The sequence below is a fragment of the Rathayibacter sp. AY1D1 genome (assembly GCF_002932635.1).
Classification (GTDB): Bacteria; Actinomycetota; Actinomycetes; order Actinomycetales; family Microbacteriaceae; genus Rathayibacter.
In genome coordinates this window covers 55,414-75,146 of record NZ_PSVY01000015.1, presented here as the reverse complement: position 1 = coordinate 75,146, position 19,733 = coordinate 55,414, and the positions used below count along the sequence as shown (strand labels likewise).

Below are 19,733 nucleotides of genomic sequence, written 5' to 3'. Positions count from 1 at the left end.
GCACGGAGGACTGGATCGCGTTCCTCAAGGGTGCGGGCTACGTCTTCACCTCGAACCCGGTGATCGACCCGATCGCCGCGATCGACCCGTCCCGCCCTGCCGTGACCGGCGGCCCCGCACCGGCGCCCTCCCCTGCCGTCACCGAGGCTCCGGCCCCCTCCGGGCCGCCGGGGGCCACGACCGGGGGCTCCGCGCCGGGCCCGATCGGCAACGGCCCGGCCCTGCCCTCCGTTCCGGTCCCGACCCCCGCACCCAGCACTCCGGTCCCGGTTCCTGTTCCGATCGTGACTCCCCCACCGGACACTCCGGCTCCGGCAGCGACGCACGTACCGAGCACTCCGGCGCCGGTCCCTACAGAGGCGCCGAGCACCTCCGCTCCGGTCTCGACTCCCGCACCGGTCACGACTCCCGCTCCGGCCGCACCTCCCGCTCCGGCCGCACCGACCCTCGCGCTCGACACCGACGGCCGGCTGCTGCCCGATGCCCGGGGCACCGCCGCGCCCGGCGCCGAGGTGCTCCTCGAGGACGCCTCCGACGGACACCGCGTGGGCTCCGCCACCGCCGACGCCGACGGCTCCTGGACCGCGCCGGCGCTCCCCCTCCCCGCGGGCACGACCACGGTGCTGGCGCGCACCGCTGCAGGAGTCAGCGCCCCCGAGGCGGTCGACCTGCGCGCTCCGGTGCTCCTCGCCCGGGCCGCGTCGAGCGGGGGCGCGGTCGGCGTGCTCGTGCTCGCCGATCCCGACGCGGACGGCCTCGACCTCCTGGTCGACGGCGGGCAGGTGCGGTCCCTCGCTCCCGGAGCCCCCGTCCTCGCCGCGACCCTGGAGGTCGGTCCCGGGAGGCACACGATCGGCGTCCGCTACTCCTCCCCGGACGGGCGGACGGGACCCGTCGCCGTCGTGTCCGTCGACGCGGGCTGAGGCGCGCGGACCGCCCCGTGCCCCACCGTTATCCTGGGCGGATGCAGCCCGAACCCGCCGCGTCCGCGACTCCCCGGCCCGCCCCCGCGAGCACCCGTCCGACGGGCAGCGACGCCGCGTGGTCCGGCGCCCGGCCCGCGGGAAACCACTGGACCCTGACCTTCGCCTGCCCCGACCAGCCGGGCATCGTGCACGCCGTGTCCGGTGCCGTCGTCCAGGCCCGCGGCAACATCACCGAGAGCCAGCAGTTCTCGAGCGCCGACACCGGCCGCTTCTTCATGCGCCTGCAGGTGGAGTCGCCGATCAGCCGCGAGGAGTTCGCCGCCGCCCTGCTGCCGATCACGGAGCACTACGGGATGACCTGGCGCCTCGACGTCGTCGGCCGGCCGCTGCGCACCCTCGTCCTCGCCTCCACCGCCGCGCACTGCGTCAACGACCTGCTCTTCCGCCAGCGCGCCGGGCAGCTCGCGGTGGACATCCCGATGATCCTGTCCAACCACGGCAGCCTTCGCGACCTCGCCGAGTTCTACGGCGTGCCCTTCGAGTCGCGACCCGTGGTCTCGCCGGAGTCGAAGCGCGGGTTCGAGGAGCGCGTGCTGGAGGTCGTCGAGGAGCACGACGTCGAGCTCGTGGTCCTGGCGCGCTACATGCAGATCCTCTCCCCCGAGCTCTGCGCGCGACTGGCCGGCCGCGCTATCAACATCCACCACTCGTTCCTGCCGGGCTTCAAGGGCGCGAACCCCTACAAGCAGGCGCACGCCCGCGGCGTCAAGCTGATCGGGGCGACCGCGCACTTCGTCACCAGCGACCTCGACGAGGGGCCGATCATCGAGCAGAACGTGGTGCGCGTGGACCACTCGCACTCGGTCGCCCAGCTCGTGGCGATCGGGCAGGACGAGGAGAGCCGTACGCTCACGCAGGCGGTCAAGTGGTTCGCGGAGGACCGGGTGCTCCTCGACGGGGCCCGCACCATCATCTTCCGCTGACCTCCGGCGGCTAGCATGGTCGGCGTGAATCGAGCAGGAGCGGACACCGCGGGCACCGACATCAGGATCGGCCCGAACGCGATCCTCCGGTTCCTCCTGGAGCTCGTCGCGCTGGCGACCTTCGCCCTCTGGGGCTTCGCGTCGTGGGACCTCCCGTGGAACATCGTCCTCGGCATCGGCGCTCCGGTGGTCGCCGCGCTGATCTGGGCGCTCTTCCTCTCGCCGCGCGCGGTCCTCGCGATCGACGTCTACGGCCGCTCGCTGATCGAGCTGCTCGTGATGGGCGCCGCCGCGCTGGCGTGGCTGGACCTCGGCCAGCCGGTCGTCGCGATCGTCTTCGGCGTCCTCGCCGTCGTCTCCGGCGTCATCGCGGGACGCCGCTCCCTCTGATCCTGACGGCGGCCGCTCAGGCCGAGGGGGGCGCTCGCTCGGAGCCGTCCACCGCTGTCCCCGAGGGTGCACCGCGGTCCCCGTGCGCTCGCCGCCGCCTCGGACCGGAACCGAACGCGTCGTCCCGGCTCGCAGCGGCAGGTCGCCACCGCGTTCTCCCGTCGATGCACCTCCGGGGATGCGCGACCGCAGCGGGACCCCGGGCCGATCGCGCCGCCGGGCCCCCAGTCGGAGGTGCTCCGCCCCGCCTGATCGTCGATCTCTCCCCGACCCGCTCCCGCCTCCGCTCTCGAGCCGTTCCCCCACGCAGCCCGGCTGGTCCTGCTCCCGGCCCGCACCACGAGCCGCCCCGTCTCCGCCTCCCCCGCCCGAGAACGGCGAACGGCCGCCCCCGCCGCTCCGGGAGGAGCAGGGGGACGGCCGTTCGCGGCGGTCGCGGAGGACTACTCCGCGGCGCCCGCCTCACGCTGCGCCAGGGCGCGGCGTCGGAGGCCGGTGATCACAGCACCTGCACCGAGGAGGGCGAGGGCGGCGGCTCCGAGGAGACCGCCGTCGAAGCCCGTCGACGGGAGGCCGCCGGCGCCGTGGCCGGGCGCGCCCGGTCCGGCGGTCGGCGTGGAGGTGGGCTCCCCCGGTCCGGCGGTCGGCGTGGAGGTGGGCTCCCCCGGTCCGGCGGTGGGGCCGGCCGTCGGCGTCGCGGTCGGCTCCGGGGTGCCCGTGGGCTCCGGAGTCGCGGTCGGCGTCGGGGTGGGGGTGACCGCCTCGGTGACGTCGACGCTCACGAGCGACGCGAGTCCCGAGTCGGTGTAGGCGACACGGCCGAGGTAGCGGGCCGGGCCCGCCAGGTTCGACCAGGAGACCGCGTACGCGATCGGCTCGCCCTGCACGGCGTCGACCACGGCGGGGTCGGTGCTCAGCGAGCCGAGACCGTTCTCCGGAGTGATGACGAAGCTGCGGAAGTCGAACGTGACGGTCGAGGATCCCGGAGCGGTCGAGTAGACATCGGCCTGGACCGTGTACTCGCCCGGAGCGGGGTCGGCGATGTCGACGCGCTCGTCGGCCGAGCCGGTCGCCGAGGTGAAGACCTTGTCGGTGCTCTCGCTGGTGACGGTGAGGTCGAGGTCGGCCGCGTCGTCGAGCGAGTCGAGGTCGAAGCGGGCGAACTCGGCGCCCTCCGGCACCACGACGGTGGTCGTCAGCGACTTCCCCGTGGGGAGCGTCGCCGAGTGGCCGTCAGCGGCGGTGGCGTCCTCGGCGAGGACACCCTCGGCGAGACCGCTCGCGGTGAGCGGCAGCGCGCCGGTGATGCCGGGCGTGACCGTCACCGTGCCGGTGCCGGTCGAGCCGGTGCCGGAGACCTCGTAGGGCGCGTCCAGCAGGACGGGTCGCACCGCGATCGGGCTGCGGACGTCGTGCTCCGCGCTCGCCCAGGTCAGGTAGCCGGTGGCGAACTGGTTGAGCGCCGCCGAGCCGGTGGTGAAGGAGACCGTGTACTCCGCCGTCTGGCCCGCACCCGTGAAGGAGAGGGTCGAGGGCGAGACGACGGTGTCGATCCCGGCGAGGCCGTCGACCGAGGCGGTGTAGGTGCCCGCGCCGGTCGAGGTGACCGTGCGGGTCACGGTCTGCGTGCCCGCGAGGGCGCCGATCGCGATCGAGGCCTGGTTGAGGTCGGACGGGTCGATCGCGGCGATCGGGTCGATCACCGGGTTCGAGGTGAAGACGTAGCCCGCACCCTTGAGGAACGCGATCCAGTCCTCCGTGCCGCTCTGGTAGAGCAGTCCGGGGTCGAGGAACGCGGCTGGGTCGACGTGTCCGGCGCCCTGGGCGAAGACGTCCTCGGACGCGGCGCCCGACTGGTCGACGCTGTCGTAGGCGGAGGTCATCATGGCCGACTTCACCGCGGACGGCGAGGCCTTCGGGGTCGCGCCGAGGATCAGCGCGCCGAGGCCCGCCACGTGCGGCGACGACATCGAGGTGCCGGACTCGAACGCGAAGGCGGGGTCGTCGCCCTCGGCGTTGAAGCTGTCGGCGAGGATCGCGACGCCGGGCGCCGTGAGGTCGGGCTTCAGCACGTCGGCGCCGTCCGCCTCAGCGGGTCCGCGCGACGAGAAGCCGGCGACCTGCGGGACGGGGATGGAGGCTCCGGACGAGTTGCCCTCGGAGAGGGTCACGGTCGCACCGGCGGTGCCGGCGTAGGTCGTGATCGCCTGGTAGGCCTGCGAGTCGATCTGGATGCTCGGGACCGAGTGGTCGTCGACGTGCAGGGCGTTCGGGGTCGGGTTGAGCAGCAGCATGCCGATGCCGCCGGCCCGCTCGACCTCGGCCGACTTGGAGACGCGCGCGGTGACGCCCGCGGTGCAGGCGACGATCGTGCCCTTCACCTTGTCGGGGTCGAGGGTGCCGGTCTCGCAGATGGCGGGGTTCTCGGCGCCCGAGCGGACGACGTCGGCGCTGTTCACCAGCGGTCCGGTGACGTCCTCGTGGACCGAGATGGATCCTCCGACGAACTTCTGGCCGTCGCCGAGAGCGGCGGTCGCGGTGTAGGTCGGGATGGAGGACGCGGCGACCGTGGTGTACCAGGGCGACGCGTGGTCGAGCGTGGAGGCGCCCGCACCCGAGTTGCCGGCCGAGGCCGCGACGAAGACGCCCGCGGCGGCGGCGTTGAGGAACGCCTCGTCGATCGCGGTCAGGGTCGAGGTGGCCGAGCCGCCGCCGATCGAGAAGTTGATGACGTCGACGCCGTCCTTGGTCGCGGCGTCGATGGCCGCGAGGATGCCCGCTCCGGAGCAGAAGTCGTCGTCGTCGGTGCCCTCGTCGGGTCCGTTCCAGCAGACCTTGTACGCGGCGACCTTGGCGGCCGGGGCGACTCCGGAGATCTTCCCGTAGTCGTAGCCGTCGACGCTCGCCTCGACGCCGTTGTTGCCGGCTGCCGTGCTCGCGGTGTGCGAGCCGTGTCCGTCGGCGTCGCGCGGGGAGCGGTACTCGGGGTTGTCCGTCGAGCCGACCTCCTCGTCCGCGAGGAACCAGCGTGCGCCGATGAGCTTCTGGTTGCACTCGTCGCCGTCCCACTGCTCGGAGGCGGGGAGCCCCGGCGAGCAGGAGCCGACGAAGGTGCCGCCGTCCGACTTCACGAAGGAGGTGGTGGTGCCGTCCGTGTAGGGGGCCGCTCCGGGCGAGGTCGCCAGGGGCGGGCCTGCGAAGGAGGGGTTCTCGGGCGCGATGCCGGAGTCGATGACGCCGACGACGACGCCCTCGCCCGCCTTGTCGATGCCGCCCAGCTTCTGCCAGACGCCGTTCTCGCCCTCGAGGCCGAGGAAGTCGGTGGAGCGCTGCTGTCCGGTGTCGGGCACGGGGGTACCGGCGGCGGCCGCGGCGAGCGGCGAGGCCTGCGCGGCGCGGTCGACCTTCAGGTTCTCGACCTTGCGGACCTGGGCGACGTCGCGGCGGCTCGCGAGCTCGCCCGCCTGCTCGCCCGAGAGGGTCGCGGAGAAGCCGTTGAGGGCGACGGTGTAGTGGTAGCCGATGGCGGCGTCGACCGCGGAGGCGACGTCCTCCTGGCGCTGCTCGAGGTGGGCGGAGTAGTCCTCCACCGGAGCCGAGGCGGCCTGCAGCTGCGCACCGTCGACGGGCGCGGTGCGGGCGAAGCGGGCATCGCTGCCCTGGTAGGTGGCCGCGGAGGGCTCGACGAGGGTGACGACGTAGTCGCCGTCGTCGAAGCTCTGGCCGACGGAGAGCCCGCCGACGAGCGAGGCGCTGCCGGCGAGAGGGGCGGCACTGGCGCCGGTGGTGGCGAAGGCCGCGGTCGCGGCGACTCCGAGGACGGCGAGGCCCGCGAGGATGCGCCTCTCAGCGCGGCGGACGGGTGGTCGGTGGGACAGGTGGATCGGCAATCGATGTCCTTACTCACATTCGCTGGGAACCGGATCGGTTTCCACACAGAAACGACCCTACGAACTCGATTGCTCAGCTTTGTTACGAACAGGTAACGAAGTTGACACCGAAAGGGGCCGATCCGTTGGCACTCCCCCTCCGCGAGTGCTAATTTATTCGCATTGAGCCGGGTCGGCTCAACTCTTGGAACTCTTCGTTGCACGACTGAATGGAGTGATCTCATGGCTGTCACCTACGACCCCGTCCGCGAGCTGGACCGCCTCGCCACCGCCCTCCTCGGCTCCGGTCAGGGGCCCCGCCGGATGCCGATCGACCTGTACCGGGACGGCGACCACTACGTCCTCACCGCCGACCTCCCCGGCATCGACCCCGGGTCCGTCGATGTCGACGTGGACGGGCAGCTCCTCACCATCCGCGCCCAGCGCACCGTCGCGGGCGGCGACGACGTCACCTGGATCACCCGGGAGCGCCAGTCGGCGACCTTCGTCCGCCAGCTGAGCCTCGGCCAGGGCGTCGACACCGAGCGCATCGCCGCGTCCTACGACAACGGCGTGCTCTCGGTGACCATCCCGGTCAGCGAGAAGGCGCGTCCCCGCCGCATCGAGGTCGTCTCGACCGCCCGCCCCGAGCAGGTGCGGATCGGCGAGGCGGCCGCCGAGTAGGACGACGAGCGAGGGCCCGTCCGCGATCGTGCGGGCGGGCCCTCCGTGTGTCCGCACGCCCTACGCTGGCCGGATGCGCGCCTCCTCCTCCGACACCGCTGTCGGCGTCCTGCTCCCCCGCGATCTCCCGGCCTCCGAGGTGCTCGGCTACGCCCGCCGCGCCGAGGAGCTCGGCTTCGACGAGCTCTGGGTGGTCGAGGACCTCGGCTTCCGCGGCGGCATCGCCCAGGCCGGCGCGGTGCTCGCCGCCACCGAGCGGATCGTCGTCGGCATCGGCATCCTGCCCGCCGCCGTGCGCACGGCGGCCTTCACCGCGATGGAGCTCGGCACTCTCGCCGAACTGTTCCCCGGCCGCGTCCACGCCGGCATCGGGCACGGGATGCCGCACTGGCTGCGCGGCCTCGGCGTCTGGCCGCGCAGCCCGCTCACCCTGCTCGAGGAGCAGTTCGACGCGATCCGCTCGCTGCTCTCCGGCGAGCGCACCGACCGCTCCGGCCGCTACGTGCACGTGGACGGCCTCGTCCTGGAGTCGCCGCCCGCCGTCGTGCCGCCGCTGCTGGCCGGCGTCCGCGGACCGAAGTCGCTGGCGCTCGCGGGCCGGATCGCCGACGGGGTCGTCCTGGCCGAGCCCGTCACTCCGGAGTACCTCGCGGCGGCCCGCGGCCACCTGGGCGGCACCGGACGGATCGTCGCCTACAACGTGGCCGCCGTGGACGACGACGCGGCCGCCGCGCGCGACGCGGTCCGGCCGGGACTCGAATGGATCGGCGAGTCGGACTGGGCGCCGCACATCGAGCCGCTCCCCTTCGCCGAGGACTTCGCCCGCCTGCGGGCCGAGAGCGCCGACCGCGCCGCCTTCGTCCGCGACCTGCCCGACGCCTGGGTCGACCAGCTGGCCGTCGTGGGCACTCCCGAGGACGCTCGTCGCCGCATCGGCCTGCTGCACGAGGCCGGTGCGTCGAGCGTCGTGCTGATGCCGTCGGGGCCCGATCCGCTCCACGCGATGGAGGAGCTCGCCCGGGCGCTCTGAGGCGCTCGGCCCGGGCGCGTCCCACCGGGCCCGGAGACGCGTCCGGCCCGCAGGATCCGAGGATCGTGCGGGCCGGACGCGTCTGCTGAAGCCGGTGATCAGGCCGACATGCGGGCCTTCAGGTTCTCGTCGAGGGTCGCGAGGAACTCCTCGGTCGTCTGCCAGCCCTGCTCGGGGCCGACGAGCAGGGCGAGGTCCTTCGTCATCTTCCCGGACTCGACCGTCTTGATGACCACGTCCTCCAGGGTGAGCGAGAAGTCGATGAGCTCCTGGTTGCCGTCGAGCTTGCCGCGGTGCGCGAGGCCGCGCGTCCAGGCGTAGATCGAGGCGATCGGGTTCGTCGAGGTGGGCTTGCCGGCCTGGTGCTGGCGGTAGTGGCGCGTGACGGTGCCGTGCGCCGCCTCCGCCTCGACGACGCTGCCGTCGGGCGTGGAGAGCACGGAGGTCATCAGGCCCAGCGAGCCGAAGCCCTGCGCGACGGTGTCGGACTGGACGTCGCCGTCGTAGTTCTTGCAGGCCCAGACGTAGCCGCCCTCCCACTTCATGGCCGAGGCGACCATGTCGTCGATGAGGCGGTGCTCGTAGGTGAGGCCCGCGGCGTCGAAGCGCTCCTTGAACTCGGTCTCGAAGATCTCCTCGAAGATGTCCTTGAAGCGGCCGTCGTAGGCCTTGAGGATCGTGTTCTTGGTGGAGAGGTAGACCGGGTAATTGCGCGAGAGGCCGTAGTTCAGCGACGAGCGGGCGAAGTCGCGGATCGACGCGTCCTGGTTGTACTGGACCTGCGCGATGCCGTCGTCCGGGGCCTTGTAGACCTCGAACCTCATCGGCTCGGAGCCGTCCTCGGGCGTGAACTCGACGGTCAGCGTGCCCTTGCCCTTGAAGACGAAGTCGGTGGCGCGGTACTGGTCGCCGAACGCGTGGCGGCCGATGATGATCGGCTTGTTCCAGCCGGGGACCAGGCGCGGGATGTTCGAGATGATGATCGGCTCGCGGAAGATCACGCCGCCGAGGATGTTGCGGATCGTGCCGTTGGGCGACTTCCACATCTTCTTGAGGCCGAACTCCTCGACGCGGGCCTCGTCGGGGGTGATGGTCGCGCACTTCACGCCGACGCCGTGCTTCTGGATGGCGTGCGCCGCGTCGATCGTGACCTGGTCGTCCGTCTCGTCGCGGTACTCGATGCCGAGGTCGTAGTACTCGAGGTTCACGTCGAGGTACGGGTGGATGAGGGTGTCCTTGATCTTCTGCCAGATGATGCGCGTCATCTCGTCGCCGTCGAGCTCGACGACCGTTCCCTCAACCTTGATCTTGGACATTGCTCTCCCATGGTGTCGATGACCCCGCACCTGTGCGGGACGGGCGGCTCTGCACCGCTCCGGATGGCCTCCGCCAGCCTACCCGAGGCCCGAACTGTCTCGATGTCGAGACAGTTCTCGATCGTCCGCGCCGGGGCCGGCGCACGTCGCCCGACAGGAGGATGCCCGCCGTCCTGCGCCGCCGGTACAGTGACGGCATGAGTGACCTCCGCCTGGAAGAGCTGTCCGCCTCGAACATCTCCGCCGTGAACGGTCTGAGCCTCAAACCCGGCCAGGAGCAGTTCATCGCGCCGGTCTCCTACTCCGCCGCCGCCGCGGTGATCGACCCGGGCGCCTCCTGGCAGCGGGCCGTGATGGACGGCGACGAGCTGGTCGGCTTCATCCACGCGCACTTCGACCCGGAGGCGGCGGAGGAGTTCCGCAGCTGCATCTGGCGCATCAACATCGACGCGGCGAAGCAGGGCCGCGGCGTGGGCACCTTCGCCGTCCGCGCCACCGCCGACGAAGCGCGCGCCCGCGGCTTCGACACCCTCACGGTGATCTGGGAGTCCGGCGAGGACGGCCCGGAGCAGTTCTTCCGCTGGATCGGCTTCGAGGTCGTCGGCGAGACGCAGTACGGCGAGAACATCGGGGCGCTGACGCTCTGAGCGCGGCGCCGGAGGCAGCGGAGCCGGCCGACTTCGTCTCCGCCGTCCTCGAGGTGGTCGCCTCGATCCCGCCCGGCCGCGTGATGGCCTACGGCGAGATCGCCGCGGTCCTCGGCACGCGTGCGGCACGCGCGGTCGGCACGGTGATGGCCCGCTACGGCTCCGACACCGCCTGGTGGCGCGTCGTCCGCGCGGGAGGAGCGCCCCCGGTCGGCCACGAGGAGCGCGCCCGCCGGGAGTACGAGCGCGAGGGCACGCCCCTCGTCGTCACGCCGGGCGGCTGGCGCGTCGACGTGCGCAGCGCCCGCTGGCGCCCCTGAGCCGGGAGCGGCTCCGGGACGTGAGTCGCGAGCGGCAGCCGATCAGACGAGCGAGTCCCGCCAGGCCGCGTGCAGGGTGGCGAAGCGGCCCTCGCCGGCGATGAGCGCCTCCGGGGTGCCGTCCTCGACGATGCGGCCGTGCTCCATCACCAGCACCCGGTCGGCGATCGCGACCGTCGAGAGGCGGTGCGCGATGATGACCGCCGTGCGGTCCGCCAGGAGCGTCTGCAGGCCCTGCTGCACCAGGCGCTCGCTCGGGATGTCGAGGGAGGAGGTCGCCTCGTCCAGGATCAGCACCGCCGGGTCGGCCAGGAACGCGCGGGCGAACGAGATCAGCTGGCGCTGACCGGCCGAGACGCGGCCGCCGCGCTTGTTCACATCGGTGTCGTAGCCGTCCGGAAGCGCCTGGATGAACTCGTGCGCGCCGACCGCCTGCGCGGCCCGGACGATCTCGTCGTAGGACGCGGTCGGCCGCCCGATCGCGATGTTGTCGGCGACGGATCCGGAGAAGAGGTACGCCTCCTGGGTGACCATCACGATCGCGCGCCGCAGGTCCTTCGGGTGCAGCTGCCGCAGGTCCACGCCGTCGAGGGTCACCACGCCGTCGCTCGGGTCGTAGAAGCGCGAGATCAGCTTGGCGAGCGTCGTCTTGCCGGCGCCCGTGGACCCGACGAGGGCGATGGTCTGCCCGGCGGGGATGTCGAGGTCGAAGCGCGGCAGCACCTCGCGGTCGGCGGTGTAGGCGAAGCGGACGCCCTCGAAGCCGAGGCGGCCCCGCGCCTGCCGCAGGTCGACCGGGCGGGCCGGATCCGGGACGCTCGGCTCCTCGGCCAGCACGCCCGAGATCTTCTCGAGCGCGGCGGCCGCCGACTGGTAGGAGTTGTAGAACATCGCCATCTCCTGCACCGGGTCGAAGAAGCGCCGTGTGTAGAGCAGGACCGCCAGCAGCGCGCCGATCTCGAGCCCGCCGTCGAGCACGCGGACGCCGCCGATGAACAGCACCACGGCGACGGTGACGTTGCCGATCAGCACGAGCCCGGGGTCGAAGGTGCCGAACACTCCGAAGACGCGCTTGTAGGCGAGCCGGTACTGCTCGACGACCCCGCCGAACACGGACTCGTTGCGCTTCTGCGTGCGGAAGGTCTGCACGGCGCGGATGCCGGTCATCGACTCCACGAACTGCACGATGAGCCGCGACGAGGCGACGCGAGTGCCGCGGAACAGCGCCTGCGACCGTTTCTGGAACCAGCGGGTGAGCAGCGCGAGCGGCACCAGGGCGCAGGCGAGCACGATGCCGCTCACGCCGTCCAGGGAGACCAGGGCGATCGCGACGAAGCCCATGTAGAGCGCACCCTGCACCAGCTGGTTGATGCCGGAGTCGAGCAGCTCGCGGATGGAGTCGAGGTCGCTGGTCTGGCGCGAGATGATCCGGCCGGAGGTGTAGTTCTCGTGGAACTCCAGGCTCAGCTTCTGGGTGTGCAGGAAGACCCGCTTGCGCAGGTCGATCAGGATCGCCTGGCTCACCCGCGCGGAGAGCACGGTGTACCAGGCGACCAGGAGCGCGCCGACGAGTCCGGTGAGGATGTAGGCGCCGACCGTGACCGCCAGCGGGACCGCGTTCCCCGCGAGGACCGCGGGCAGGCCGTTGTCGATGCCCGCCGCGATCAGCGCCGGTCCCGCGACCTGGGCAGCGGTCGCGACGACGACCACGACCGCGGTGAGCACCAGCCGCAGCCGGAGCGGCCGCAGCAGGGAGCCGAGCAGCCGCAGCGAGCGTCGGCGCAGAGCCGCCGACTCCGCTCTGCTGAGGTCGTCGCGCTCCTCGGAGGAACCGAGCGTGCTCATGATCGCGTCTCCTGGTGGGTGGTCGTGGGGCGGGAGCCGATGCGCTCGGTCCCGGCGGGCCGGGTCAGCTCGTCCTCCTCGAGGCTCGAGATGACGAAGCGGTAGTGCGGGCTGCTCGCGAGCAGCTCGCTGTGGGTGCCGACCGCGGTGATGCGGCCCTCCTCCATCAGTGCCACGCGATCGGCGAGCGCCACCGTCGAGGGGCGGTGGGCGACGATGATCGCCGTGGTGTCGCCGAGCACGCGGCGCAGCCCCGCCTCGACGCGCGCCTCCGTGTCGACGTCGAGCGCCGAGAGCGGGTCGTCCAGGACGAGCACCGCCGGACGCGCGGCCACCGCGCGGGCGAGGGCCAGGCGCTGGCGCTGGCCGCCGGAGAGGCTCATCCCCTCCTCGCCCACCTTCGTGTCCAGGCCCTCGGGAAGACGGTGGACGAAGTCGGCCTGCGCGATCTCGAGGGCCTCGAGCAGCTCCTCCTCGGTCGCGTCGGGTCGGCCGAGGAGGACGTTCTCGCGCACGCTGGTGGAGAAGAGCGTCGCGTCCTCGAACGCCATGCCGATGTGCGTGCGCAGCTCGTCGCGGCGGAGCCGGCGGATGTCGACGCCGTCGAGCTCGATGGCTCCGCCGGTCACGTCGTAGAGGCGCGGGAGCAGCGCGGTGAGCGTCGTCTTCCCGGAGCCGGTGATGCCGACCAGTGCCATCGTCTCGCCCGGCTCGACCTCGAGGTCGACGCCGTCGAGGAGGTCGCGGTAGCGCTCGGGGGCGTCCTGGTAGCGGAAGTGGACGTCGCGGAAGCGGACCCGACCGCGCGGCTCGAGGATCGTCTCGGGGTCCTCCGGGTCGGTGATGGTGTTCCGGCTGTCCATCACCTCGAAGTAGCGGTCGACCGCCGTGCGGGTGTCGAAGGTCATCGAGAGGAGGAAGCCGATCGACTCCACCGGCCAGCGCAGCACGGTCGCGGTGGCGAAGAAGGCGAACAGCTCGCCGACGCTCAGCTGGCCGGCCGCGGCGAGCCAGACCCCGCCGAGCAGGCAGAGCGCGAACGCGATGTCCGGCACCAGCAGCAGGACGAGCCAGATCCCGGCGATGGCGCGGGCCTTGTCGATCTCGGTGCCGCGGAGCTTCTCGGCCTGGCCGGCGAAGTTCTCCAGCGCGTGCTGGTGGCGGCCGAAGGCCTTGAGGACGCGGATGCCGTGCACCGACTGCTCGACGGTCGTGGCGAGGTCGCCCGCCTGGTCCTGGCTGCGGCGCGCGATGCTCGAGTAGCGCTTCTCGAATGCGAACCCGTAGATCCAGACCGGGATCGAGCACACGACGAAGAGCACGCCGAGGATCGGGTTCCAGTAGACGAGGACGCCGAAGCCGACGACGATCGTCAGCGCGTTGACCACGAGCAGGACGAAGCCGAAGGCGATCCAGCGGCGGATGAGGCTGAGGTCGCTCATCGCCCGCGACAGGAGCTGCCCGCTCTGCCAGCGGTCGTGGAACGAGACGGGGAGGTCCTGCAGGCGGCTGTAGAGCGCCGAGCGCATGCGCGCCTCGATCCGCGTGCTGGGGGTGAGGACCATCCGGCGGCGCAGCGCGATGGCACCGGCCTCGACGACGCCGAGCACGAGGATGACGGCGACCGGGCCGATCAGCGGCCCGAGGTCGCCGGAGCCGGCGGAGGCCGCTCCGTCCCCCAGCGGCCCGTCGACGAGCTGCTGCAGGACGATCGGGATGACCAGCGACACCAGACTCGCCACGAGCGCGACCGCGATGCCGCCGACCAGCCGGGGCAGGGAGTCGCCGACGAAGGGGACGAGGCGCAGCAGGGTCTGCAGCGTGCTCGGGCGCTTCTGCGCGGGGGCGCCGGGAGACGGGAGGGCGGGAGCGGACACGGCGGAGGGCTTTCGCGACGAGGGCGGGGCCTCCCCTGCCGGTTGGGCGGGGAGGCGGGAGGTGCCACCGGGCCGGAGAGCTCCGGGCAGCCTTGAAGGCTATACCCGGGCTATGTGCTCCGTCCAGCGGCCGCCGCGATCCGGCGGTTCCCCCGCCTCCGCCGTCAGCGGACGCGGACCGAGAGGCAGGTGACGCAGCCCTCGAGCTTCTCGAACTCCGAGACATCCACGGTGAGGACGCGGTAGCCCAGGCTCCGCAGCAGCTCGGCGCTCCGGGGAGCGGAGGCTGCGATCAGGAGGGTGTCGTCGTCGAGGACGACCACGTGGGCGCCCGGCTCCTCGGGCATCGGCAGGAAGGAGGGGAACAGGCGCGGCTCGTCGACGACCGGCTCCCAGCCGATGACCGTGCCGTCGGGCAGCGCGGTCACGGCGCTCTTGAGGTGCAGCACCTTCGTCAGCGGGACCGCGACGACGTCGTACCCGCGGGGGCGGAGGATCGCGCGCAGCTGGGCGACCCCCGCCGCGTCGGTCCGGCCTCCGCGGCCGACGTAGACCGTCGATCCCACCTTGAGGACGTCGCCGCCGTCGAGCGTGCCCGGCTCCTCGATGCGGTCGACCGTCAGGCCGAGGGCGCGGACGGCCTCCTCGGCGCCCGCCGTCTCTCCGCGGCGGGACTCCGCTCCGGACCGGGCGATCACGGCGTGGTCGCCGAAGACGACGACCGCGTCCTCGAGGAAGACGGAGTCGGCGAGTCCGGGCGCCGGTGCGGCCTCGACCGTCTCCCAGCCGGCCCGCTCGAGCAGGTCGACGTACGCCTCCCACTGCTGCTGGGCGCGCTGCTGGTCGACGGGGACGCGCTCGAGGTGGGTGAGCTCGCCCGCCGAGAGGTCGGCGGCCGGGGCCCGGACGATCGCGATGCGGCGGTCGGTGACGACGGCGGCCGGAGCGCCCGTGGTGCGGAGGCGGTTCCAGAGCGTGTGGCCGACGCTCGCCGCCGAGACGGTGAACGCGAGCAGGAAGACGAGGTTGAGTCCGGCGAAGGTCTGGAAGATGGAGGCCCAGACGGCGCCCGTGACGGCCTCGCCGGTGGCGCTGGCTTGGACGAGCGTGCCGAACACGGCTCCGACCACACCCGCGACGAGTCCCGCGAGGGCGGCGCTCCAGGTGCGTCCGAGCGTCCCCGCGACGGCGAGGACGAGGACGACCACGAAGCCGAGCACGCTCGAGAGCAGGAAGTAGGCGTTGACCTGCGGGATGGAGCCGGGCTGCAGCTGGTTGCCGATGAAGAAGGCCAGCAGGTTGGCGAGGTGCGCCACGAGCGCGGTCGCCGCGGCGGCGAGCAGCGCGACGAGGATCCGGCGGCCCGTCCCGGGCGCGCGGTCCCGGTTCGGGGCGGTGGTGGTCGCTGCGGTCGGGGTGTCGGGAGTGGACGCGGGCGTCGAGTCGGAAGGCACCCGGCGACCCTACGCGCCCCCGCCCGCGCCTCGCCTGTCGATCCCCTAGCAGCCCCCTAAGAGCCACTCACCGCACCGCAGAGCGGTTTCAGCGGGAATCGCGTGCCCAGCGATTCCCGTGACCGGCGACGCCCCCACTCCATGGAAAGCCTCACGTCGTGGCACCGACCACGCCCCGCCGCGCGAGGAGCGGCCGGGAAACCGCCCACCGCAAGGCAGAGCCGACTCAGCGGGAATCGCGTGCCAAGCGATTCACGCGGTCGGCGACGCTACCCGCTCTACGGAACGCACCCCGTCGCGAAGCCGACCGCGCCCCGCCGCGCAGGGAGCGGCGGGGATATCGAACACCACTTCTTCCACCGAGTGACGGGCGCGGAGCGCCCGTCACTCAGTGGAAGAAGTGCCGCTCCCCCGTCGTGTACATCGTGACGCCGGCGCGGGCGGCCGCGTCGATGACCTCGGCGTCGCGGACGGAGCCGCCGGGCTGGACGACGGCCCTCACGCCGGCGGCGAGGAGCACCTCGAGGCCGTCGGCGAAGGGGAAGAACGCGTCGGAGGCGGCGACGGAGCCGGGGGCGCGGTCGCCGGCGCGGGTGACGGCGAGGTGGCAGGAGTCGACGCGGTTGACCTGGCCCATGCCGACGCCGACGGAGGCGCCGCCTTTGGCGAGGAGGATCGCGTTCGACTTGACGGCGCGGCAGGCCTTCCACGCGAACTCGAGGTCGAGCATCGTGTCTGCGTCGGCGGGCTCGCCGGCGACGAGCTGCCAGCCGGAGCTGACCTCGCCGGGGCCGCCGATGAAGCGGTCCGGCTCCTGCAGCAGCAGGCCGCCGGAGATCTGCTTGAACTCGTGCTCGACGGGGGCGAAGAAGTCGGGGAGCTGCAGCAGGCGCAGGTTCTTCTTGGTCTTCAGCACCTCGAGCGCCTCGGGCTCGAAGCCGGGGGCGACGAGCACCTCGGTGAAGATCTCCTTCACCGTCTCGGCCATGGCGAGGGTGACGGGCCGGTTCGCGGCGATGACGCCGCCGAAGGCCGACACCGGGTCGCACTCGTGGGCGCGGCGGTGGGCGGAGGCGATGGGGTCGATCGCCTTCGAGCTCGCGATCGCGATGCCGCACGGGTTCGCGTGCTTGATGATCGCGACGGCGGGCAGTACGAAGTCGTAGGCCGCGCGGACGGCCGCGTCGGCGTCGACGTAGTTGTTGTAGGACATCTCCTTGCCGTGCAGCTGCGTCGCCTGCGCGATGCCGGTGCCGTCGGGCGAGACGTAGAGGGCCGCCTTCTGGTGCGAGTTCTCGCCGTAGCGGAGGACCTGCTGCAGGGTCCCGCGGATCTCGACCGAGCCCTCGACGCCCTCGGCCGCCTCCTGCCCGGCGAACCAGGCGGCGACGGCGGAGTCGTAGGAGGCGGTGTGCGCGAAGGCGCGGGCCGCCAGGGTGCGGCGCGCGGCGAGCGTCGTGCCGCCGTCGGCGAGCGCGGTCGCGATCCCGGAGTAGTCGGCCGGAGCGACGACGATCGCGACGTTCGCGTGGTTCTTCGCGGAGGCGCGGACGAGGGCCGGGCCCCCGATGTCGATGTTCTCGACCACGGTCGCCGCGTCGGCGCCGCCGGCGACGGTCTCGCGGAACGGGTACAGGTTCACCACGACCAGCTCGAACGCGGCGATGTCGAGCTGCTCCAGCTGCTCGCGGTGCGAGGCGAGCCTCAGGTCGGCGAGGATGCCCGCGTGCACGGCCGGGTGCAGCGTCTTCACGCGGCCGTCGAGCGATTCCGGGAACCCGGTGACGGCCGAGACGTCGGTGACCTCGTGGCCGGCGCCGCGGAGGGTCGCTGCGGTCGAGCCGGTGGAGACGAGCTCGACGCCGGCCGCGGCGAGCGCCGCTCCGAGCTCGAGCAGGCCGGTCTTGTCGCTGACCGAGATCAGCGCCCGGCGGACGGGGACCCGGTCGCGGTCGTCGTAGCTGCTGGGGTCGTGGGCGGTGATGCTCATGCGCGGGCGAGCTCCTCGAGGTCGACGGTTCCGTGGGCGATGTCGAGCACCGTCTGCACCAGCAGGCGACGCTCGATGGTCTTGATGCGCTCGTGCAGCGCGTCCTCGCTCTCGCCGGGGAGCACGGCGAGGCTCTCCTGGGCGATGACGGGGCCCGTGTCGACGCCGGTGTCGATCACGTGCACGGTGACGCCGGTCTCGGTCGCGCCGGCGGCGAGGGCGTCGCGGACGGCGTGGGCGCCGGGGAAGAGGGGCAGCAGGGCGGGATGCGTGTTGATCATCCGCGGGCTGAGCGCGTCCACCACCACGGGCGGCAGGATGCGCATGAAGCCCGCGCAGACGACGAGGTCGGGCTCCCACTCCTGGATGCGCCCGAGCAGGGCGGCGCCCCACTCGTCGCGGGAGGAGAAGTCGCGCGGCGCGACCGTGAAGGCGGGGACTCCGCGCTCCTCGGCGTGGCGGAAGCCCTCGGCGTCGGTGTCGCTGCCGACCGCGACGATGCGGGCGGGGAAGCCCTCGTCGCCGGTGGCGTCCAGCAGGGCGCGGAGGTTCGATCCGCCGCCGGAGAGGAGCACGACCAACTTCAGCACTGCGCAAGTCTAGGGGGACGCCTCCGCCGGCGTCAGCCGCGTCGGCTGCGGCCCGCGGCGAGGCCCAGGCCCGCGGCCAGCGCGAGCTCGAGGGCGGCGACCGCCCCGACGACGAGCGGGTCCGGGCCCACCTGGGCGAGCCGCCCGGGCCCGGCGGCGCCCGCCGAGAACCAGGCGAGGAGCCCGAGCAGCAGGCCGCCGACCACGCCGATCCCGCCGGCCGCGGCCGCGCCCCAGCGCAGAAGCGAGCGTCCGTCGAGCGCCTCGATCACCCCGCGCCGCAGCCGCCATCCCGCGGCGAACCCGGCGAGCAGCGGCACGAGCAGCCCGAGGAATCCGAAGGCCGAGTCCCCTGCGGGCAGTGCGGCGAGGACCGGGATCGACGGGATCGGTCCGAGCAGCGTCCCGGCCGCGCTCACGGAGGAGCCGGTGCCGAGGGCGAAGCCCGGGCCGATCAGCCAGCTCGCCGCCCAGATCACCAGGTTCGGGAGGAACGCCAGCTGCCCGAGAGTGAGGGCCAGGCCGCCGAGCGCCTCGGCGCCGAGGCTCTCGTAGAGCGCGACGACCGAGGTGTAGTGCACGACCAGCAGCACGGCGACGAGCACCGCCGCGACTCCGACCACGCCGGCCGCGGCGAGCGCTCCCCCGCGCAGCGACGCGAGGACGAGCCCGGGCCCCGGCGCGGGGACGCGGTCGAGCGCGGAGGCGGCCAGCTCGCCGAGGGGGTCGGCCTCGTCGCTGCGGGCGGAGTGGAGCGCTGCTCCGACGAGCACCCCCAGCGCGAAGACGAGCGGCGGCAGCAGCGTCCCCTGCAGGGGATCGACGGTGGCGGCCGGGTCCGCGGATCCGAGCGAGACCAGGAGCGCGATCGCCAGGTAGGTCGCGATCGCGACGAGGACGCCGATGGCCCGGAACGGCGACTCCTGGGCGCGGCGGCCAGTGCGCGCGCCGAGCAGCACGGTGAGGAGTGCGAAGGCCAGCGGAGCGATCGTCACCGGGAAGGCGTCCGCGCCTCCGGGCAGCGCGACGGCGAGGGCGGAGTCGGGGGCCAGCGCCGCCTGCAGGTCGGCCCCGTGGCCGAGCAGCCAGGCGTCGGCGGCGACCCGCCAGAACACGCCGAAGTCGACCGTCGTGTCGTACTGCACGGCCCAGAGGACGGTCAGCGGGACGAGCGGGATCGCGATCCCGATCAGCGCCGACAGCGCGGCGTCGAAGGCGGCGAGGAGGGCGACGGTGATCCGGTTCATGGGCCTGACGAGCCTAGCGGCGGCGCGCTCGGAGGCGGGTCAGGGGCGCGCCGCCCGGCCCTCTAGTGTCGGAGCCATGACGGGGACCTCGGACGCACGGACGGAGCGCGGCCTGGACCGCCTCGTGAACTTCTCCGACGCCGTCGTCGCCATCGCCATCACGTTCCTCGTCCTCCCCCTGGTCGACGTGGTCGAGGAGGGCCGCGCGGCCGATCTGGGGTCCCTCCTCACCGGTCACTACGGCACCCTCTCCGCCTTCTTCATCACGTTCGCCGTGATCGGACGGCTCTGAGCGGTCCACCACTCCGTCTTCGAGGGCGTGGCCCGGTACTCGCCCGCGCTCGTCGTCGCGAACTTCGTCTGGCTGGCCGCGGTCGTCCTGCTCCCCTTCGCGGCGAACCTGATCTCGAACGTGCTCGACACCGACGGCAGCGTCATCGCGCTCTACATCGGCACGATGATCGCGGCGAGCGCGGCGACCCTCGCGATGCAGCTCATCGTGCGCCGCGATCCGGATCTCCTGGCCCCGGGGGCGGAGCCGCGGCGCTCCCTCTCAGGTCGCTGA

Annotated in this window: 16 protein-coding genes and 1 pseudogene; 9 read left to right on the top strand and 8 right to left on the bottom strand. The window is 72.9% G+C overall.

Going from position 1 to position 19,733, the window contains the following annotated elements:
* The 3 genes and pseudogenes from C5C56_RS17865 to C5C56_RS11045 all read left to right on the top strand — a co-directional run.
* Positions 1-923: pseudogene (locus C5C56_RS17865) on the top strand (Ig-like domain-containing protein); the annotation flags it as partial.
* A gap of 41 nt (positions 924-964) precedes the next feature.
* Positions 965-1,909 (top strand): formyltetrahydrofolate deformylase, encoded by a 945-nt coding sequence (purU, locus tag C5C56_RS11050; RefSeq protein ID WP_104224944.1) that lies wholly within the window; start codon positions 965-967, stop codon positions 1,907-1,909.
* A 24-nt stretch (positions 1,910-1,933) separates the two neighbouring features.
* Positions 1,934-2,299 carry a YrdB family protein gene (locus C5C56_RS11045; RefSeq protein WP_104276971.1) on the top strand — a complete coding sequence of 122 codons (366 nt, stop codon included), beginning with the start codon at positions 1,934-1,936 and terminating at the stop codon, positions 2,297-2,299.
* A 443-nt stretch (positions 2,300-2,742) separates the two neighbouring features.
* On the opposite strand, the gene C5C56_RS11040 is transcribed toward C5C56_RS11045, so the two are convergent.
* A complete protein-coding gene (locus C5C56_RS11040) occupies positions 2,743-6,189 on the bottom strand; it encodes a S8 family serine peptidase (protein ID WP_104319595.1) in 3,447 nt (1,148 codons plus the stop codon).
* Positions 6,190-6,411: 222 nt separating this feature from the next.
* Between C5C56_RS11040 and C5C56_RS11035 the strand changes: the two genes are divergently transcribed.
* Positions 6,412-6,852, top strand: a complete 441-nt coding sequence (locus C5C56_RS11035; RefSeq protein WP_104227284.1) for an Hsp20/alpha crystallin family protein — start codon at positions 6,412-6,414, stop codon at positions 6,850-6,852.
* 73 nt (positions 6,853-6,925) lie between these two features.
* On the top strand, positions 6,926-7,882 hold the full coding sequence (locus tag C5C56_RS11030) for an LLM class flavin-dependent oxidoreductase (RefSeq protein ID WP_104319594.1): 957 nt from the start codon (positions 6,926-6,928) through the stop codon (positions 7,880-7,882).
* Positions 7,883-7,980: 98 nt separating this feature from the next.
* Here C5C56_RS11030 and C5C56_RS11025 read toward each other — a convergent pair whose 3' ends face one another.
* Entirely contained in the window at positions 7,981-9,198 is a 1,218-nt protein-coding gene (locus C5C56_RS11025) for an NADP-dependent isocitrate dehydrogenase (RefSeq protein WP_104224939.1), read from the bottom strand.
* Positions 9,199-9,395: 197 nt separating this feature from the next.
* Here C5C56_RS11025 and C5C56_RS11020 point away from each other — a divergent pair, with 197 nt between their 5' ends.
* Together C5C56_RS11020 and C5C56_RS11015 are read left to right on the top strand one after the other, a co-directional pair.
* Positions 9,396-9,845, top strand: coding sequence for a GNAT family N-acetyltransferase (locus C5C56_RS11020; RefSeq protein ID WP_104224946.1), 450 nt, complete (start codon positions 9,396-9,398; stop codon positions 9,843-9,845).
* Positions 9,842-10,165 (top strand): MGMT family protein, encoded by a 324-nt coding sequence (locus C5C56_RS11015; protein WP_104238475.1) that lies wholly within the window; start codon positions 9,842-9,844, stop codon positions 10,163-10,165. The genes C5C56_RS11020 and C5C56_RS11015 overlap by 4 nt, the downstream gene beginning before the upstream one ends.
* Positions 10,166-10,207: 42 nt before the next feature.
* Here the strand turns inward: C5C56_RS11015 and C5C56_RS11010 are convergent, their stop codons facing one another.
* The 6 genes from C5C56_RS11010 to C5C56_RS10985 form a co-directional block, all read right to left on the bottom strand.
* Positions 10,208-12,010: an ABC transporter ATP-binding protein gene (locus C5C56_RS11010; RefSeq protein ID WP_104258297.1), complete on the bottom strand. Its 1,803-nt coding sequence runs from the start codon at positions 12,008-12,010 to the stop codon at positions 10,208-10,210.
* The gene (locus C5C56_RS11005; protein ID WP_104227288.1) at positions 12,007-13,887 is read right to left on the bottom strand and encodes an ABC transporter ATP-binding protein; all 1,881 of its coding nucleotides are present in this window, start codon (positions 13,885-13,887) and stop codon (positions 12,007-12,009) included. The genes C5C56_RS11010 and C5C56_RS11005 overlap by 4 nt, the downstream gene beginning before the upstream one ends.
* A gap of 164 nt (positions 13,888-14,051) precedes the next feature.
* Positions 14,052-15,341 carry a dimethylargininase gene (gene ddaH / locus C5C56_RS18445; protein ID WP_104319593.1) on the bottom strand — a complete coding sequence of 430 codons (1,290 nt, stop codon included), beginning with the start codon at positions 15,339-15,341 and terminating at the stop codon, positions 14,052-14,054.
* 388 nt (positions 15,342-15,729) lie between these two features.
* A complete protein-coding gene (gene purH / locus C5C56_RS10995) occupies positions 15,730-17,331 on the bottom strand; it encodes a bifunctional phosphoribosylaminoimidazolecarboxamide formyltransferase/IMP cyclohydrolase (protein ID WP_104319592.1) in 1,602 nt (533 codons plus the stop codon).
* Positions 17,328-17,921, bottom strand: a complete 594-nt coding sequence (gene purN, locus C5C56_RS10990) for a phosphoribosylglycinamide formyltransferase (protein ID WP_104319591.1) — start codon at positions 17,919-17,921, stop codon at positions 17,328-17,330. Before purN ends, purH begins: the two co-directional genes overlap by 4 nt.
* Before the next feature lie 32 nt (positions 17,922-17,953).
* Positions 17,954-19,168, bottom strand: a complete 1,215-nt coding sequence (locus C5C56_RS10985) for a DUF6350 family protein (protein WP_104227293.1) — start codon at positions 19,166-19,168, stop codon at positions 17,954-17,956.
* A gap of 76 nt (positions 19,169-19,244) precedes the next feature.
* Here C5C56_RS10985 and C5C56_RS10980 point away from each other — a divergent pair, with 76 nt between their 5' ends.
* Both C5C56_RS10980 and C5C56_RS10975 read left to right on the top strand, forming a co-directional pair.
* The gene (locus C5C56_RS10980; RefSeq protein ID WP_181131418.1) at positions 19,245-19,460 is read left to right on the top strand and encodes a TMEM175 family protein; all 216 of its coding nucleotides are present in this window, start codon (positions 19,245-19,247) and stop codon (positions 19,458-19,460) included.
* Between the two features lie 27 nt (positions 19,461-19,487).
* The gene (locus C5C56_RS10975) at positions 19,488-19,733 is read left to right on the top strand and encodes a hypothetical protein (RefSeq protein ID WP_104261612.1); all 246 of its coding nucleotides are present in this window, start codon (positions 19,488-19,490) and stop codon (positions 19,731-19,733) included.

Excerpts from the sequence above, each read along its gene's own strand:
- purU (WP_104224944.1), top strand. The coding sequence starts at position 965 with ATGCAGCCCGAACCCGCCGCGTCCGCGACTCCCCGGCCCGCCCCCGCG.
- C5C56_RS11035 (WP_104227284.1), top strand. The coding sequence starts at position 6,412 with ATGGCTGTCACCTACGACCCCGTCCGCGAGCTGGACCGCCTCGCCACC.
- C5C56_RS11030 (WP_104319594.1), top strand. The coding sequence starts at position 6,926 with ATGCGCGCCTCCTCCTCCGACACCGCTGTCGGCGTCCTGCTCCCCCGC.
- C5C56_RS11025 (WP_104224939.1), bottom strand. The coding sequence starts at position 9,198 with ATGTCCAAGATCAAGGTTGAGGGAACGGTCGTCGAGCTCGACGGCGAC.
- C5C56_RS11020 (WP_104224946.1), top strand. The coding sequence starts at position 9,396 with ATGAGTGACCTCCGCCTGGAAGAGCTGTCCGCCTCGAACATCTCCGCC.
- C5C56_RS11010 (WP_104258297.1), bottom strand. The coding sequence starts at position 12,010 with ATGAGCACGCTCGGTTCCTCCGAGGAGCGCGACGACCTCAGCAGAGCG.
- purH (WP_104319592.1), bottom strand. The coding sequence starts at position 17,331 with ATGAGCATCACCGCCCACGACCCCAGCAGCTACGACGACCGCGACCGG.
- C5C56_RS10985 (WP_104227293.1), bottom strand. The coding sequence starts at position 19,168 with ATGAACCGGATCACCGTCGCCCTCCTCGCCGCCTTCGACGCCGCGCTG.
- C5C56_RS10980 (WP_181131418.1), top strand. The coding sequence starts at position 19,245 with ATGACGGGGACCTCGGACGCACGGACGGAGCGCGGCCTGGACCGCCTC.